11 protein-coding genes are annotated in these 16312 nt (G+C 69.5%); 5 read left to right on the forward strand and 6 right to left on the reverse strand.

The window, feature by feature from the left end; genetic code table 11:
• Window positions 1-102 precede the first annotated feature (102 nt).
• On the reverse strand, window positions 103-1848 hold the full coding sequence (locus WMF12_RS28265) for a glycoside hydrolase family 5 protein (protein WP_437850356.1): 1746 nt from the start codon (window positions 1846-1848) through the stop codon (window positions 103-105).
• Between the two features lie 651 nt (window positions 1849-2499).
• Window positions 2500-3246: a TVP38/TMEM64 family protein gene (locus WMF12_RS28270; RefSeq protein ID WP_437850358.1), complete on the reverse strand. Its 747-nt coding sequence runs from the start codon at window positions 3244-3246 to the stop codon at window positions 2500-2502.
• Window positions 3247-3514: 268 nt separating this feature from the next.
• On the opposite strand from WMF12_RS28270, the gene WMF12_RS28275 reads away from it, so the two are divergent.
• Window positions 3515-5425 (forward strand): DUF4215 domain-containing protein, encoded by a 1911-nt coding sequence (locus WMF12_RS28275; RefSeq protein ID WP_437850360.1) that lies wholly within the window; start codon window positions 3515-3517, stop codon window positions 5423-5425.
• A gap of 81 nt (window positions 5426-5506) precedes the next feature.
• Here the strand turns inward: WMF12_RS28275 and WMF12_RS28280 are convergent, their stop codons facing one another.
• Entirely contained in the window at window positions 5507-6286 is a 780-nt protein-coding gene (locus tag WMF12_RS28280) for a hypothetical protein (RefSeq protein WP_437850362.1), read from the reverse strand.
• 250 nt (window positions 6287-6536) lie between these two features.
• Window positions 6537-7769 carry a sigma-54-dependent Fis family transcriptional regulator gene (locus WMF12_RS28285; protein WP_437850364.1) on the reverse strand — a complete coding sequence of 411 codons (1233 nt, stop codon included), beginning with the start codon at window positions 7767-7769 and terminating at the stop codon, window positions 6537-6539.
• Between the two features lie 163 nt (window positions 7770-7932).
• On the opposite strand from WMF12_RS28285, the gene WMF12_RS28290 reads away from it, so the two are divergent.
• On the forward strand, window positions 7933-9987 hold the full coding sequence (locus WMF12_RS28290) for an ATP-binding protein (protein WP_437850365.1): 2055 nt from the start codon (window positions 7933-7935) through the stop codon (window positions 9985-9987).
• Between the two features lie 113 nt (window positions 9988-10100).
• Here the strand turns inward: WMF12_RS28290 and WMF12_RS28295 are convergent, their stop codons facing one another.
• Together WMF12_RS28295 and WMF12_RS28300 are read right to left on the reverse strand one after the other, a co-directional pair.
• Window positions 10101-11189, reverse strand: coding sequence for a Kelch repeat-containing protein (locus tag WMF12_RS28295; protein WP_437850367.1), 1089 nt, complete (start codon window positions 11187-11189; stop codon window positions 10101-10103).
• Between the two features lie 51 nt (window positions 11190-11240).
• Window positions 11241-11906: a hypothetical protein gene (locus WMF12_RS28300; protein WP_437850369.1), complete on the reverse strand. Its 666-nt coding sequence runs from the start codon at window positions 11904-11906 to the stop codon at window positions 11241-11243.
• 397 nt (window positions 11907-12303) lie between these two features.
• On the opposite strand from WMF12_RS28300, the gene WMF12_RS28305 reads away from it, so the two are divergent.
• The 3 genes from WMF12_RS28305 (at window position 12304) to WMF12_RS28315 (ending at window position 16279) form a co-directional block, all read left to right on the forward strand.
• Complete coding sequence (locus tag WMF12_RS28305; RefSeq protein WP_437850370.1) at window positions 12304-12780, forward strand: AgmX/PglI C-terminal domain-containing protein; 477 nt, start codon at window positions 12304-12306, stop codon at window positions 12778-12780.
• Window positions 12781-13973: 1193 nt separating this feature from the next.
• Window positions 13974-14468: a hypothetical protein gene (locus WMF12_RS28310; protein ID WP_437850372.1), complete on the forward strand. Its 495-nt coding sequence runs from the start codon at window positions 13974-13976 to the stop codon at window positions 14466-14468.
• Window positions 14469-14695: 227 nt separating this feature from the next.
• Complete coding sequence (locus WMF12_RS28315) at window positions 14696-16279, forward strand: carboxypeptidase regulatory-like domain-containing protein (RefSeq protein ID WP_437850374.1); 1584 nt, start codon at window positions 14696-14698, stop codon at window positions 16277-16279.
• Window positions 16280-16312 lie beyond the last annotated feature (33 nt).

A 16312-nucleotide genomic window follows, 5' to 3' on the forward strand; every position in this document is an offset into this window, starting at 1 on the left:
GCGGAAATCGCTGTAGAGCGGGGTGCACAAAGCTGAAGTCACAAAAGAGAACCGCCCGCAGGGCCAGGCCTGCGGGCGGTCTTCTTCAATCAGCGACTCGGCCTACTTGAGGCGAGCCAGCATGTCGACCTTGTCCTTGTCGAGCTCCGTCCAGGTGCCCCAGCCCGTCTTGTCAGCATCGGTGTACTTGTGGCCGTAGATACCACCCGTATCACCCGACTCGGGGTTGATGGACCAGTAGGTGAAGTCCGTCATCTTCTTCTTGATGAGGTAGTCCACGTACATGTTCTGCCACTCCCAGTCGTAGAGCTTGCCGGCAGGCAAGTGCGCCCACTGCTGGGCGAGCGCCGGATCCATCTCGTTCTTCGGCCACTCCTTCACGCCGCCGAACTCGCCGGTGATCACGCAGAACTTCTGGTCGTGCAGGAACCCGAAGTGCTCGTCCCACTGCGCTTCCATCTTCGCGACAGCCGCCGCGTTGCTCCGCTCCAGGATCAGCCCGCACTTGGCCTTGGCGGCCTCCTCGTCCTCGAGGCCGACGCACTCGGGCTTGGACTGATCGACGTGCTGCTTCTGAACGAACACGGAAGGCCCGTAGGTGTGGGGCGAGAAGCAGAGCCGATTCCTGGGGACCTGGATCGGGTAGGCCGTCTGTCCGTAGAAGTTCTCACCCCAGTTCGGGTTGAGGTTCTCATCGCCGTGGGGCTCCGGCTCCAGCGTCAGGCCGCTGGCGCCCGCGGGCTGGTGGCTGCCGGACACGCCCTGGACGACCGCGATCATGTCGTCGTTCTCTTCGGCGATGACGTCGTAGCACGCCTTGGCCATATCCGCCCACTCGGGCCAGCTGTACTTCCACGGCTCGTTGAAGCAATCGACGCCGATGATGTTGTTGATCCCGAGCTTCTTGGGCAGCTGCGCAATCGTACGGATGTCCGCGAGCCACTTGTCGTAGCTGTAGGCGTCCTCGCCATCTTTGCAGTTGTAGTCGTCCGCCTTGTAATCGTAGTTCTCGCGGTTGCTGTCCACGTACGGCGGGGCATCGTCGAGCCTGCCCGCGCGCCACCCGAGGTGGTTCGAGCAGGAGTGGATGCCAATGATGACGTTCAGGTTGTTCTTCGCGGCCTGCTTGAGGAAGTCCTCGAGCGCCGCGTAGGCGTTGGCGTAGGGGTAGACGTCCGGGTCGTTGTTCTTGATCCGGGGCGTCGTGGTGCTGTAGTTGCCGTCCGGGTGGTTGGCGACCAGGGTCTGCGGCGCGATGGGCAGCCGGATCGTGTTGAACTTGAGGTTGGAGCTCGTGAGCTCCTTCATCGTCTGCTCGATGGTGCGCGGGGCGCTGTTCTCCGCCCACCACATCGATCCAATGAAGAGCTCCATGGCGCCGGGGCGCTCGAGATCGTCCTGTCCCTCGAGCCCGAACCAGTTGCCGCCGCGAACCTGGATCTCCGTGCCGTCCTGCGTCAGGCGGCCGTTGTCGAGGTTGACGCGGAATCTCCCGTTCGGCGAGTCGTCGGTGTCCGGCGTGGGCTTCGCGTCCGGGTTGCCGCTGCCGCTGCCGCTCGGGATCCCAGCGCCCGCGCCGCTGGTGTCGCCGCTGCTCGTCGAGCTGCCCGCGCCGCTGCCGTTGCCCACCGAGCTGCCCGCGCCGCTGCCGTTGCCCACCGAGCTGCCCGCGCCGCTGCCGTTGCCCACCGAGCTGCCCGCGCCGCTGCCGTTGCCGCTGCCCGCGCCGCCGGAGCCCGTCAGCCCTCCCCCGGTCGCCGCGGTCGATCCATCACCACCGCAGGCGATGCCCATCAGAGCAAGGGCGGCGAAGGAACACAAGAAGATATGGCTTCTTCGGATTCTCATAGGTTCGTTCTTTCGTTAAGCACAAATTCAGAGCACGGCGCACTGCTTCGAGCGACAACCCCCAAGGCTCGTCCGTAAGACAATCTCAGCCAGATCAACGGTTGGTCGCGCTCTACAGTCGACCCTGCGCAGAATTCGCAATCAAGCAACACCGACGGGTTGCCAACCGGGCTCGCATGTTACCCGCCACCAAACAGAGGGTCAAGACGAGACGCACCCCCGATGCCGAGGCCAATTATCGATAGGGCGGTGTTTTTCCCACGACGGCGGATCGCAGGAGGCGCTCTCCTCCAACGGGATCCTGCAGGAGCGCTGCACGAGGGGGCGACCGCCACGAGGCGCTTGACTTTCAAATTGCACATCAATTGCCGAACCACCTGGGCGCCCTGCGCTCCCGAAGGGCGCGCAGCGTCATTCGATAGGTGCATAGCGTCATTCGATAGGTGCGCAGCGTCATCCATCCTGCGCACAGCGTCAAAATCGACGAAAGGGGACATCGGCAGAGCTCGTCAATGGAAAAGGCACGCTGAAAGACCACGACTCGCCACGATGCCTGTCAGGGGGCACGCGACGCGTCGACGCGTCGACGCGCTGCTCCGGCCTTCATCGATCCTGACGGCGGCGGGTGTGCCGGCGGCTGAGCGGGTAACGCTACTCCCCTCCTCTTCCGCGGCCCTCGCCCTCCCCTCGCGGTCTCCGCCAGCGCTCTGGCAGGCGCACGAGGAGCAGCGCGAGCCCCGGCAGGAGCACCATCCCAGCGAGCAGCAGCAGGGATGACGTGAGCCGCGCGGCCGAGGCGCCCACCGCGGCATAGGTCGCGGAGATGCCCAGGTTGGCCAGGGCCGTCACCGTGACGAACGCGCGCCAGGGCATGCGGCCCGCGCCCGCGAAGACGAGAGACGCCTCCGCGAGCACGGGCACGCCGCGGAAGAGGAGCAGGAACCAGCGGCCGTGCCGCTCGGCGGCCCGCGTCAGGCGCGCGAGCTCCGCCTCACCCACCATGCGCTGCAAGGCCGGCGCGCCCGCGCACGCGCCGACCAGATAACCCAGCCCCGAGCCCACCATCATGCCCGCCCAGGAGACCGCCGTCCCGCGCCAGAAGCCGAGAAGCCCGCCCGCCGCCGTGCTCACCAGGCTCGATGGCACCGGCAGGACGATATCGCCAGCGAGCAATCCGCCGAGGACGAGCGCCGTCGCAATGGGCGAAGGAGGCGCCGCGAGCAGCCTTCGCGCCGCGGCCTCGAGGCTGTCGGCGAAGAGGAAGAACGGCACGAGGATGACCAGGAGGAGAAGGCCGGAGAAGCCGGCCCACCCGGGCCAGGAGCGCCGGGGGCGCGCGGTCGCGCCGGGGAGGCGTGCGCTCCCCGGAGGACGGGTCGAGTCAGACGATCGCGACATGCAGCGCTCCAGGTCCGGTGACGGGCCGGCCGCCCTGCGAGGAGGAGCGAGCCGGCCGGCGCGCGAGTATACGTCCCTCACGCGGTCCGCCCTCGGGCGAAAGAGACGCTGGTTCAGGATTTGTCCACGCACAGGGGGAGTCGCCTTATCCAACAGCCCTGGAGGCGGCGGCGCGCGCAGGAAGGGCTCGAATTCAGGGCACCCGCGTGGGAGACTGTCGCCAATTCACGCATCCCGAGAGGTCCCGGGCAACCGGAAGGAGCAGGTCATGCGTCCTCGATCTTCGTGGTTTGGTTCAACCATTTTCATCACGAGCTGCGCCGCCCTGGTGGCGAGCTGCTCTGCGAGCGCCGACCGCCCTTCCGGAGGCGGTGGCCCCGGTGGCGGCGGGGACAATCCCACCACCACCACCGGCGGCGATCTCGGCGACGGCGACACCACGGGGAGCGGATCGGACATCGGCGACGGCAATAGCGCGTTCCGTTGCGGCGACGGGGGCCTGACCAACGACGAGGCGTGCGACGACGGAAACGCCGTGGGGGATGACGGCTGTGCGGCGGATTGCCGCTCGGTCGAGCTCGGCTGGTCGTGCCCGCTGCCCGGGGTCGCTTGCGCGCGCATCGCGCGTTGCGGTGACGGCTCCGTGGTGTTCCCGGAGCTCTGCGACGACGGCAACACCGAGGCGGCCGACGGCTGCTCGCCGACCTGCAAGGTGGAGGTCGGCTTCAAGTGCAGCGGCAGCCCGAGCGCCTGCACGCCGACGACCTGCGGCGACAAGACGCAAGAGGGCGCGGAGAGCTGCGAAGACGGCAACACGATGCCCTTCGACGGCTGCTCCTCGAGCTGCCAGGCCGAGCCCGATTGCTCCGCGGGCTCCTGCGCGTCCCTCTGCGGCGATGGCCTCGTGCTGGGCGAGGAGTGCGACGACGGCAACAACATCGACGGCGACGGCTGCTCCGCGACGTGCACGGAGGAGCCGGGCTACACCTGCGCCGTCCCCCAGCCCTCGGGATCGATGGCCGTGCCGGTGGTCTTCCGCGACTTCAAGGAGGCACACCCCGACTTCGAGCCGGATGGTCCCGGCCGCAGCACGCCGGTCTTCAACATGGTCGCGCCCCGGCTCGACGCCGAGAAGAAGCCGACGTACATGACCACCGCAAACAGCCTGGTCAATAGCGCGCAGACCTTCGCCCAGTGGTACCACGACGTGCCCGGCACCAACAGCACCACGGTCACCACCCTCACGCTCTGGGACACCGGCGACGGCCGCTTCGTGAACCGCTGGGGCGAGGACGGCGAGCAGTGGACCCTGCTGTCCCAGGAGAGCGAGCACTATTGCGGCAACGTGGGCAACGAGGTGAACGACGAGGAGTGCACCTCGTCGGCCCAGGCCACCCCGCAGTGCGGCGACATCCACAGCGAGGAGTTCCACAGCTGCAACGTGCGCGACGGGGTCTACTGGGCGAGGTATATCGAGGAGACCTACGACGGTAGCCCCCTGTTCTTCCCGGTCGACGACGATCCGTTCACCCCGGCGGCCGAGCGCGTCGCGGCCGACATCTTCCCGAGCTACGGCGGCGGCGACTGGCTGAAGGAGCAGGGCAGCCCGAAGCACAACTTCCATTTCACGAGCGAGATCCGCTACTGGTTCCAGTACAACGCGGGCGAGCAGTACGAGCTCGACTTCACCGGCGACGACGACGTGTGGGTGTTCATCAACGATCGCCTCGCGGTCGACGTCGGCGGCATCCACAGCGCCGTCAACGGGCGCCTCGTCATCAACGCCAACGGGGGAGGCAGGGTGACCTACGCGACGGAGGAAGACGATGTCATCCAGCCGCGGAACGTCGACCTCGGCCTGACGGACGGCGGCGTCTACCAGATCGCCGTGTTCCACGCCGAGCGCCAGACCGCGGCGTCGACGTTCAAGCTCACGCTGCAGGGCTTCGCGACGGCGCGCAGCGAGTGCAAGCCCGTCTGCGGCGACAGCGTCGTCAGCCTGGGCGAGGAGTGCGACGACGGCGTGAACGACGGCGGCTACGGCGAGTGCGCGCAGGACTGCAAGCTCGGCGAGTACTGCGGCGATGGCGTCGTCCAGGCCGTGGAGGAGTGCGACGACGGCAACAACCGCGACGGGGACGCCTGCGGCAGCGGCTGCCGCAACCTCATTCCGCGCTGACCCGACGGAGGGTCGCCGCCCGATGCGATCGTCGCCGGAAGCTGCCCGCGCGCTCCCGGCGACGATCGCCGCGAACCCCGCTCAGAAGCAGATCCCGAACTCCGGGTACCCGATGTCGACGCAGCTCCCGCCGCTAGCGCACGGCGCGCCGAAGCTGCTCCCCGGGCAGAGCTCGATGCAGGTGAAGGTGAGGCCCTCCCCGGTCAGGTCGCCGCACGCGGCGTTGGACACACACCCCTCGACGCCTCCACAGGTGCCTCCTACGGGGATGGTGCCTCCCGGGAGGCACGCCGGAACCCCTCCCACCAGCGCTCCTGGGGCACACCACTCGCCGCCGCTACAGCCGGCGCCGAGCGGCGTGCACGCGCCGCCACCGCCGACCTCGGTCACCTCGATGGAAATGTCCAGCTGCCCATCCCCGATGGTGATGATCGTGCCGTCCGTCTGGAATTGATAGACCAGCGGCGTGACGGCCCCATCGTAAATAGCGAATGAGACGGTGGGAGGGGTGAGCAGCGTCGCCTGCACGGGCACAAACGTGCCCCCGTCATCGCGCTGCAAGACCCAGCCCTGCTCCAGGGTGCTCGCGTAATCGCCGGTGGGCAATGCCGCGCTGAGCACCGTCTCGCCCGGATCATCCGAGGTGCCGAGGTACGTGACGATCGGCCCCTCGATCCTGAAGATCGCGTTGCTCAGCCGGTACACGTGCCCGTTGGTCTGCGCCACCAGGGCGATGCTCGCGCGGCCGGTGGACTCCGCTTCTTCCGTGCCGTCCGGACCGACGGCGCACGCCGGGAGCAGCGGCGCCGCCGCAAGGAACATTGCCGCGAACCCGACGTTGACAAGCGATGATCGACTCATGCTGGACCTCCTCCAAGCGAAAAGACGGGCGAGCATAACGCGCGTCAATACGCTCGCGGCGCGCGGAGCAAGAATCGGATCGCCGGGACGACGCCGTTCGATCGGCGATGGTGATGGCTCGCTTCTGCGGTAAGCGGCGGCCGCGGCGCCAGGACGACGACGAGCGCGCGTCGACGCGCTGACCACCGCGCAGCAGCACGGTCAACGCGCCTCGCGGCGGCTCCGTCGCGGCGCGCGCGGGCCCGCCGGCTCAGGCCATGCACGCCGGGAGATCGCTCGCCGCGCGCTCCGGGGCTCCCGGGTGTGCCGGCACCAGCACCAGCACCCGCACGGGGCGCGGCGCGCGCGGGGCGACCCCCGCGCCGGGTGAGAGCGTGAGGCACAGCTCTCCGCCCGTCGGCCTCGCCCGGAGCGCGAGGTGCACGGCGCCGCGGCGCGCAGCCCGGATGGCGCTCACCAGCACGCGAAAGAGCCCGCGCGCCAGGGTGTCGTGGTCCGCCTCGACCACCACGGGCTCGAGCTCCTCGATGCTGGTCGTGACGTTGAAGACAGCCGACTCGACCTCCAGCAGCTCCGTGAGATCGCGGATCAGCGCGTCGAGCGCCACCGGGCGCGGCGCCGCCGCCTCGCCCAGCGCGAGCGCCCGCCACAGCGCAGCGGAGCGCTGGAAGCGGCGCAGCACGCTGGCGGCGAGGTGGAGCAGATCGCGCGTCTGGGCGAGGACGCTCCCGGCGAGCTGAGCCGCGGCGAGATCGATCCTGAGCCGCGCGGCGGCCCGCGCCTGGAGGATGTCCTGGAGCAACCGCCGCAGATCCTCCATGGGCAGGTCCCGCGCAGTGAGCAGACGATCCATGTCCCGCTCGAGCCGCATGGCGAGGAGATCCATCTCGATGGCGCGCGCGGCGCAGAGCAGAATTTCGCGGAGACGCCAGCCAATCTCGGGTCTCCTGACCGAGAGGCTGAGCACGCCGATGGCCGCCCCATCGCCGTCCCGGAGCGGGAGCCCATGGCACGTGAAGGCGTGGAATCCCTGAATGAAATGCTCCGGCCCCACGAGCTCCGTATAGCCATCTTCGGCGAGCGCCGTACCGACGCCGTTCGCGCCACAGACGCTCTCCTCGAGCAACGCGCCCGGACCGGGCACCCGTTCGGGGCCGTGAATCGTCTGCTCGTCACCGCGGACATCCAGGAGAATCGCCCGCGCGTCCCCCACCATGACCGCATGACGCTCGTCGCCCGAGGCCAGGCTGAGCGCGTGAAGGTAGGGTTCGGAAGCGAGGATGAGGTCCTGGTGCCGCTCGCGCAGGCGCTCGGTGTCGAGCGCGCTCAGGAACTCGGCCTTGGGGCGGCGCGGATCGGCCCCTCCCCCGTGAGAGCGCACCCAGGCGCGGTGCACGTGAGGACGCAGCTGCTCCGCCTCCAGGGCGCCGATCGAGCGGTAGAGGCGCCCCGCCTCGAGCGCTGATTCCAGCCACGCTGCCATGAGCCCACCCCTCGTTCGAGCGCGCGGTTGCGTCCGCCATCGTCCGCGATTCTGCTCCGGGATCTTGCACAGTTCGTACCCTCGACACGCCTCCTCGAGAAGCGAGCCGCGAGGAAGTGAGCTATTTCAACTCTCCATTTTCCCAAGGAAGAGCGCGGACCGTATGCAGGCACCTACCGTCCTGATCGTCGATCATGACGAGGCCCAACGAGAGGAGATCCGCCGCACGCTCGAGGCCGCTGGGCTGCGGGTCGAGCTCGCAGCGACGATCGCGGAGAGCCTGCGAAGAGCCCATCGACCGCCGGACCTGGTGCTCATCGGCGTCGATCTGCCGGACGGCGAGCGGTGCGAGCTCTGCCAGCGCCTCCAGGCGGCGCTGGGCGCGGCGGCCACCCCGGTGCTGCACGCCAGCCGGCCCAACGCGGCCGTCGGTCAGCCATCGACGTCGAATTCGACGCTCGGCTCGACGTGCGGCTCCGCGTACGGTTCCGCGTACGATTGCTGTCGTGCCGGCTCGCGCGCATGGCCGACCGAGAGCCGGCTCCTGGTGACGGCCGTCCGCGCTCTGCTCTCGGCGCGCGCGGCGAACGTCGCGCGCGCCGAGAGCGACGAGCGGTTCCGCGCGGCCTTCGATCAGGCGGCGGTGGGGATGGCCCACGTCTCCCTCGACGACCGCTTGCTCCGCGTGAACCCGAAGCTCTGTGAGCTGCTCGGATACACCGTCGAGGAGCTGATGGCGCTCCGCGCCCAGGATCTCCGCCACCCGGACCACGCGGAGGGAGCGCTCCGGCACGTCCATGCGCTGGGCGATGGGAAGATCCCCTCTTCCACCACCGAAGAGCGCTGCGTGCGGCGGGACGGGTCGATGCTCTGGGTCGCGGTCACGCGCTCGCTCGCCCGCGATCGCGCGGGGGCGCCGCTGTACGTCGTCGAGGTCGTGAACGAGATCGAGCGCCGCAAGCGGGCCGAGGAGGCGCGGGAGCGGGCGCTCGCCTGCGAGCGCGTCGCGCGCATCGGGGTCGAGCTGGCGGAGGCGCGCGTCGCGCGCCTCCAGACGTTCACGTCCGAGCTCTCGCGCGCGGTGACGCCCGCGCAGGTGGCCGAGGTGGTCCTCTCGCTCGGGCTCGCCGCGCTCTACGCCGACGCGGGGTACGTCGCGCTCCTCGCGGAGGACGACGTGATCGAGGTCCTCCGCGCGCCCGGCTACCCCGAGGACGTGGTCGCGCGCCTGCGCCGCATTCCGATGTCCGCGCGCATGGCTGTCGTCGACTGCATCCGCACGGGCCAGCTGCTGATCTTCGAGTCGCTCGCGGCGTATCAGGCTGCCTATCCGGACACGCCGGTAGGCGACTGGGCCAAGACCCTGATCTGCGTCCCCATGACGCTGGGCGACGTGACCATCGGGGTGCTCGGGGTCACGTACCGCGACACCTGCCGGATCAGCGAGGACGACCGGCGCTTCATGACGACGCTCGCCCTGCAGTGCGCGCAGGCCCTGGAGCGCGCGCGCCTCTACGAGGCCGAGCAGCGGGCGCGGCGGCTCCGCGAGGAGGCGCTGGCCATCGCGGCGCACGACCTCCGGAACCCGCTGTCGTCGATCATCCTGGCCGCGTCCCTGCTCGAGCGATCGGCACCGGCGGACGCGGCGGGGCAGCCGATCCGCAATCGGGCGCGGCAGATCAAGCGCGCCGCGGAGCGCACCGTCGAGATGCTCGGCGAGCTGCTCGACGCCGCGATCATCGAGGCGAAGGGCCTGAAGCTGGACATCCAGCCGTGCGAGGTGGGCTCGCTCGTGCGCGAGGTCACCGAGATGCTCGCGCCGCTCGCCGAGCAGAAGCGGATCCAGCTCCACACCCTCCTTCCGGGGAGCGGCCTGGAGCTCAGCTGCGACCGTGGCCGCATGCTCCAGGTGCTGTCGAACCTCGTGGGCAACGCCCTGAAGTTCACCGCCGAAGGACGGGAGATCACGATCGGCGCGGAGCGCCAGGGGCCCGATGTGCGCCTGTCCGTCAGCGACACGGGCACGGGGATCCGGCCCGAAGACATCCCGCGCCTGTTCGATCGCTACTGGCAAGGGCGGGCGGCGCGCTGCGCGGGCGCGGGGCTCGGGCTGTACATCGTCAAGGGCATCGTCGAGGCGCACGGGGGGCAGATCTCGGTCGATAGCGAGCTCGGCGCCGGGACGACGTTCTCCTGCACGATCCCCGTCACGCGCTGAAGCCAGGGAGGCCAACCCGCTCCTCACCGCATGCCTGACGGGTTGCACGACTCCAGCAAACTGGAGCCAGCTCCACTTTATGAGCCGGCGCTCCTGCGCTCGGCGCGCGGCCGTTACTGCGCCACGTCGACGGACTCGACGGATGCGGTCAGCTCGTTGTCCGCCGCGGATCGCCCGCCGAGGACGATCACCTCGCCGCCGCCAGGACAGATCAGGGGGCTGAAATACCGCGTGAACTCCAGGGCTCCCGCGGGCTCCCAGCCGTCGCCCGCCGCGTTGAGCCGGAAGAGGCCGTCGGCGACGTTGACGTAGAGGTCCTGCTCGTCGTTGCACGCCGTCGCGCCGAAGCCCGCAATCGGGATCTCCGAGGGGAGCGCCGGGCCCGGCGACCAGGCCTCGGTCTTCGTGTCGAATCGGTAGACCTCGCCCGAGAACGCCATCGCCTCGCCGACGCCGCCAAGCGCATAGATCGTGTCACCGCGCCTCGCGACGCCCAGCGAGCGGAGCGCGAACGGCGCCTCGGGGAGGGGGACCCACGCCGCGTCGGGCGTCGAGAGGTCGAGCACGACTCCCCGGGTCAGCAGCTCGCCGGGGCCCGCGAGCGTCCAGCCCCCCACGACGTACAGCCGGTCGCCCACCACCACGGCCCCGTGCCCGGAGCGCCCCTCGGGCAGGTCCGGCATGGCCTGCCACGTCCCTTCGCGCGGATCGTAGCGCTGGACCGTCGCCACCGAGGTGAGGACCTCCGGCTCGTCGACGGCGCTGTCCACGCGGAGGCCGCCGATACGGTAGATGAAGCCGCCGTGCGCCACGAGCGCGATGCTCTCCAGGTGCTCCACGGCCCCGAGGTCCTCCCAGGCGCCGCCTTGCGCGAGGGAGAGCCGCCGGAACCCGGTCGACTGGTGCTCGGCCGCAAAGCCTCCTCCGAGGTTCCCCCCGTACGTATAGATCGTGTCCTCGGCGAGGGCGGCTCCGAAGGAGCTGACGGCCTCGGGCAGGTCGGGATAGCGGTGCGGGGGCTGAGCCCGCGGCAGATCGAGCTCCCGGGCCTCCCCCGTGGGGACGGTGGGGAGCCAGCGGAACGCTGGGGCCGTCGGGGCCGGCCGCAGCTCCTCGTCATCGCCGCAACCCAGGACTGTCAGAGCGCTCGCCGCGGCGAGCATGCACCGTGTGAACCACAGCGAACCGTTCCTGTGAGACATCGTGACGGATCTCCTTTTCAGTGAAGCCATCGACCGCCGGCGGCCTCCTCCTCAATCGATCGCGGCGCCATGAGCGATCCAGCGGCGAACTGTGTCTTTCTCGTCGGCCGAGAGCGGCTTCAGCGTCGGCGGCATCGCGAGGCCACAGCCCTCGTCGCACGAGACGAGCTCGCATTCGAGCGTTCCATCGATCTTGTGCATGACGTAACTGTGCTCCGGATCCCCCGGCGCCACGCGCTTCATCCCGGAGGCCTCTCCGGAGTCGACGTTCACGTTCTGCTCGCGGATGGCGGCGAGCTCCTCCGCGCTGACCTGCGCCGGCGGCGTGCTCGCGGTCGGTCCCAGGTAGGGCCGCGTCGGGTCGCCGCGCGTGTCGGCATGACAGGCAGCGCCGGTCGCGCAGGAGCGCTGCAGGAGCGGCAGCACCTCCTTCCGGAACTCCACGGGGCGCCCGGCGTCGAAGCGCGTGTAGTCGTGGCAAAGCGCGTCGCCCTGGCCCGCGCTCCCGGAGGCCCCACCCTGGCCGCCGGCGCCGCCGTTGCCGCCAGCACCGCCGTTGCCACCGGCGCCGCCCTCGCCGCCATCACCAGCGTCGCCGTCGCACGCGGCGGCCGCGAGGGCCAGCAGGAAGACGGGGAGGAGCCGGCAGCGCCTCGACGGCGCGCCCGGCGCGCGCAGCGAGCTGCGCTCAGCGGGTGGGAGGTTCAGGGGCTGCATAAGTAGCGCCGCAATCTAGTTCAAGCGCACCGCTGCGCACCATAGCAGTGCCCGGGTTGTCAATCGCGCTGCCACCACCGCCGGCGCGCCTGCGTTCAGGCTCAACCGCCACGACCGGAGACCCCCTGTGCAAAGAGCCCTCCTCTGCGGCCGCGCTGTGCTCGCCGCGATCGTCGCTTTTGTCCCTGCTCTCTCCAGCTGCGCCGATCGGCCCTCGCCGCCCGCCACCGCCGCCTCGCTCTCGCGCGGGGCTGGGTCGGTCGCGCCACGCCCTCTGTCCGCCGTGCCGCCCGCCAGCCCGGGCGCCGACGCTGCCCCTGGCCCGGGCGCCGACGCTTCCGATGACCAAGGCGCGGCCCTGCGCCCGCCCCCTGCACCGCCAGAGCCTTCCGGCGACGTGGCCGTCCCACGCTCCTCCTTCGAGAGCGGTCTCGGGCGGTTCCTCGTCGGCGAGGACAGCGGCATCAACGTCAACACCGGCGCCACCGCGGCACCGTCGGTCCGGCAGGGCGCCGTCCAGGTGAGGGGCCGCTTTCCGTCAGCGGTGGACCTGCGCATCGTCCGCCAGCGCTTCGACCGCTACCGCGCCTGCTACGAGCTCGGGCTCCATCACGACCAGAGCTTGAAAGGCCGCGTCACCGTGAGCTTCACCATCGACCCGCGAGGCGCGGCGGTGAAGGCGCGCGACGACGGTTCCGATCTGCCGTACCAGGTGACGGTCTCCTGCGTCGTCGACGCCTTCAAGGGTCTGAACTTCCCGGCGCCCGAGGGCGGCAGCGTCGACGTTGTGTACTCGCTCGTGTTCGCGCCGCCGAGCGCCACGGCCGCGCCGGCGGATCCCGACGCCGTCGCGCCCCATCGAGCCGAGCCGTAGTCCGGCCGCTTCAAGCCGATCCAGGACACGATTGACGAGGAGCGGGACTCCCCTGGTACATGGCACGAGCACGAGAGCGATGTGGGGATCCTCCCTGCGCTGACGCTGTGGCGTGCTCGAGAAAGTGACGAATCAGTGAACGGCGCCGTCCATGCGGTGAACGTGCGAACGGCGTGCACCGCGGGCACCCATCCTACGTTCGGCCCGGCCGCATAATCGACCGATGGACACGAGATGACCACTCCAGGTACGCATGCGGACGGCCCACGAGAGGTTCCCCAAATTCTGAAGTCCCAATCGCCGACTGAGCTCGTCAAGATGCACTGAGGCCGGATCGCGCGAAGCAGGGCGCGGCCGCGCCGCGGTGCTGGGGCCGCTGCCGCTGGACTGCTTTCGCCATCGCTCCGCCTCAAAGCTCCCTGCGAGCGCTCTTGCCGGCCCCCCGCGGGCCGAGTTCATTCCTCGTGAACCGTCCGGTCTGTATCGGACAGATCCCCTCCTCTCCTTGTGAGGCGCCCCTCGTCAGGCAAGCGCCGGCGCGACCTCTACGAGGCCCGAGGGCGCCCCTGCGCCGCGGCGACCTTGGCATGGCGCACCATGAAGGACACAAGCGCACCTGGAGATGGCCACGCCGGACGGGGCCCTTGTGCGCTCAGCGTCACTCGATGAACCACGTTGGACATGTCTGACAATGCTCCTGACAAACGGGCGCGATCTCGGCTGGACGACCCATGGCGCGCTTTGGGACGTTCCAAGATTGTGCAGTTCGGATGCAACGACGGTGATCGCCCTGGCTGTGGCGCGCCGTCCACGCGTTCCTCGCTTGTTTGATGTATTCTTTCTTTCTCCAGGACTTGCTCGTTGGGAAATGAGGGGTATCGTCAGCCCCGTCCGATTCGAGGAGTTCCTGTTCAAGCCGACAGGAGTTCCGGTTTCATCAGGGCGCACTTCGGAGGGGCCCGCTGCGGCGTGCCCTCTCCGCGGACGCTACGCGCCGTGGAGTCGATGGCAGGGAGCGATGCTTGCGGTGGCGTTCGCGCGAGCCCCTCGCCAGACATCCGCGGCGCGGCGGTCTTCGGCTAGCGCAGGGCCCCAGGAGAGCGAGCGTATCTGTCGCTCTCCGTAGGGGTTGTCGTCCGCGTTCATATCAAGACGTACGTTCCACAGGGCACGAAACACAAGGAGTTGTTCTTATGAAGAAGCTCATCATCCTCGCCGCGCTCGCCACCATGTCGTTCTCGGGCAGCGCCATGGCGATAGCGCCTGGGAACCGCCAGATCCTCATCGAAGGGGTGGCGTCCGGCACAGGGAATTTCATGTTCGCGGGCATCGACGGCTTCGATCCGGTGCTGGCCCCGAACGGGACATGCGCGTACAACCTGTGGTGGACCGCCCCCGCTCCCTCGACGGCCATGCGCATCTGCCAGGTGCTGGAGGCGACGACGATGACCTTCCCGAACTGCGCGGCCAACATGACGGCGGACATCAACAGCGTCATGTACGCCGGCGATGGCTTCACCTTCTTCTGTAGCGGATTCCGAGGCCCTCTCGCGGGATTCCCCACCATCGCCTTCTCCAACGCCATCATGATCCTCGGCCAGTCGCAGATGGGGACGCCGTCCGTGACCGGCATCATTCAGATTCCAGTCTTCCCATTCTTTGGTGCCCAGTCCATCACGTTTGCGTGACGTCGAGCACGCTCCGCTGCGCCGATGTCCGATGAGGGGGGCTTCCGGGGCCGGTCCCGCCCGGCCCCGGAGGCATCCTCGATGCGCCGGTGATCGCTGCCCGTGTCCGCCGTCGCCTCGCCCCGAGAGCGAGCGGCAGCCGCTTTGGAGTGCGGCGCTCCTTGCGGTCGTGACATCGCTGCGAGCGCCTGAGCTCCCCCACACCATGACCCGATGGAGACATTCTCATGCAACCCCCTGCCTTGCCTCATGACGCTACCCGACGATGGCCACTCTGGTGCGTGCTCGCGGTGCTCGCCCTCGTCGCCGTCCTGTTCTTCCGGCCGAAGCACGAAGCGCCCCCCGCCGCGCAGCGCGAGCCGGCGGCCGCACAGAAGCGATCGGGCTACGTCAACCGAGCGCAGTGGAGGCTACCCGCTGCGCACCCTGGCGGGCAGGCCACCAAGCAAGCGTCGATCTCCGGGACGGTCTATGACATGACCGGCGCACCGCTCGCCGGGGCAGCCGTCGCCGCGACCACATACGAGGTCGCCGGCAACTTCCCGACCACGGCGGCCTCCGTCCAGAGCGACGAAGACGGGCGCTTCGAGCTCCGTGTCCCGAACGGCTCCTACAACCTCATTGGCAACAAAGAGGGATACGGCCCGTCGCTGGCCATCGCACACAGCGGTGACGACGTCACCCTCATGCTCCCGAGGAGCGGGATCGTCGAGGGGCATGTCTACAACGAGCGCAAGGAGCCGATCACGCGGTTCACCATCGATGTCGTCACGATGGCCCCCGACAGCACGGCGACGCCCGCGCCCCTTCTGTCGAAGCGCTTCGAGGGGCCGGACGGCGCCTTCCGCCTGGACCAGATGCCTGGCTGGCCGGTGATGCTCAGGGTCACCGCGTCCGACTACGCGCCCGCGTTCTCCGAGCTCGTCCACGCCACGGCCGGCGAGACCCACAAAGTCGATCTGACTCTCTCGGGCGGGTGCACGCTGACGGGGACGGTTCATGACGAGAAAGGCGCGCCGCTCGCAGGGGTGTTCCTCGACGCGGAGACACGCGAGGCTGCCGGCGCGGCGAGCCAGGGATCGATGGATGCCGCGAGCCAGGCGCAGAGCGATCTCGAAGGCCGCTTCCGGCTGGAGCACGTCCCTCCCGGCGAGATCCTGGTCCGCGGATACGCCGGCGACTACGCCACGACGACGGCGGGCGTCCTGGTCTCCGTGTGCGACGATCTGGCGCCGATCGAGCTCACGATGTCCACGGGCGGCAGCATCGTCGGCGTGGTGCGCGGGAACGACGGCAAGCCGCTCGCCGGCGCGAAGCTCGTGGCCTCTCACCGGAGCATCGGCTTCGTGAACGCGGTGACCGACGCCGAGGGTCGATATCGCTTCGAGCAGCTCCCGCCGGTCGTGGTGCGCCTTGAGCTGCTCGACACCGCGCAGCGTACCGTGGTGCACGTGGGTGTGAAGGATGGGCAAGCCGTCGAGCGGAACCTCGCGCTCTTCGCGAAGGGCTCGGGCGAGATCCGCGGGCGCATCACGTCCGGCGGGAAGCCGCTCCGGGGGATCCAGCTCCAGGTCGCCTGCAACCAGGGCGAGAGCGGGCTCGACATGCGCTATCCGACGACAGGCCCCGACGGGACATACCGGGTGACGGATCTGCCGGACGGCGCCTACATGGTCGGGGTCACCGCGGCGGGCCGGGCGACGGGGGCCTACGTACGTGATGGCGGCGTCGCGGAAGCGAATCTGGACGTGGCCGAGCGACCCAAGCCGGCCGATGCCGTGGTGGCTCCGGCGCGCTTCTCCAAGGACTGAGCGGCGCGAGGCGGGAACCTCCGGCCCGCCCGG

Origin of the sequence: Sorangium sp. So ce363 (assembly GCF_051520435.1) — a bacterium.
Classification (GTDB): domain Bacteria; phylum Myxococcota_A; class Polyangia; order Polyangiales; family Polyangiaceae; genus Sorangium; species Sorangium cellulosum_B.

Bases quoted from the DNA above. Each gene is read 5' to 3' on its own strand.
- WMF12_RS28280 (WP_437850362.1), bottom strand. From the start codon at position 6,286: ATGAGTCGATCATCGCTTGTCAACGTCGGGTTCGCGGCAATGTTCCTT.
- WMF12_RS28285 (WP_437850364.1), bottom strand. From the start codon at position 7,769: ATGGCAGCGTGGCTGGAATCAGCGCTCGAGGCGGGGCGCCTCTACCGC.
- WMF12_RS28290 (WP_437850365.1), top strand. From the start codon at position 7,933: ATGCAGGCACCTACCGTCCTGATCGTCGATCATGACGAGGCCCAACGA.
- WMF12_RS28300 (WP_437850369.1), bottom strand. From the start codon at position 11,906: ATGCAGCCCCTGAACCTCCCACCCGCTGAGCGCAGCTCGCTGCGCGCG.
- WMF12_RS28270 (WP_437850358.1), bottom strand. From the start codon at position 3,246: ATGTCGCGATCGTCTGACTCGACCCGTCCTCCGGGGAGCGCACGCCTC.
- WMF12_RS28275 (WP_437850360.1), top strand. From the start codon at position 3,515: ATGCGTCCTCGATCTTCGTGGTTTGGTTCAACCATTTTCATCACGAGC.
- WMF12_RS28265 (WP_437850356.1), bottom strand. From the start codon at position 1,848: ATGAGAATCCGAAGAAGCCATATCTTCTTGTGTTCCTTCGCCGCCCTT.
- WMF12_RS28295 (WP_437850367.1), bottom strand. From the start codon at position 11,189: ATGTCTCACAGGAACGGTTCGCTGTGGTTCACACGGTGCATGCTCGCC.
- WMF12_RS28310 (WP_437850372.1), top strand. From the start codon at position 13,974: ATGAAGAAGCTCATCATCCTCGCCGCGCTCGCCACCATGTCGTTCTCG.
- WMF12_RS28315 (WP_437850374.1), top strand. From the start codon at position 14,696: ATGCAACCCCCTGCCTTGCCTCATGACGCTACCCGACGATGGCCACTC.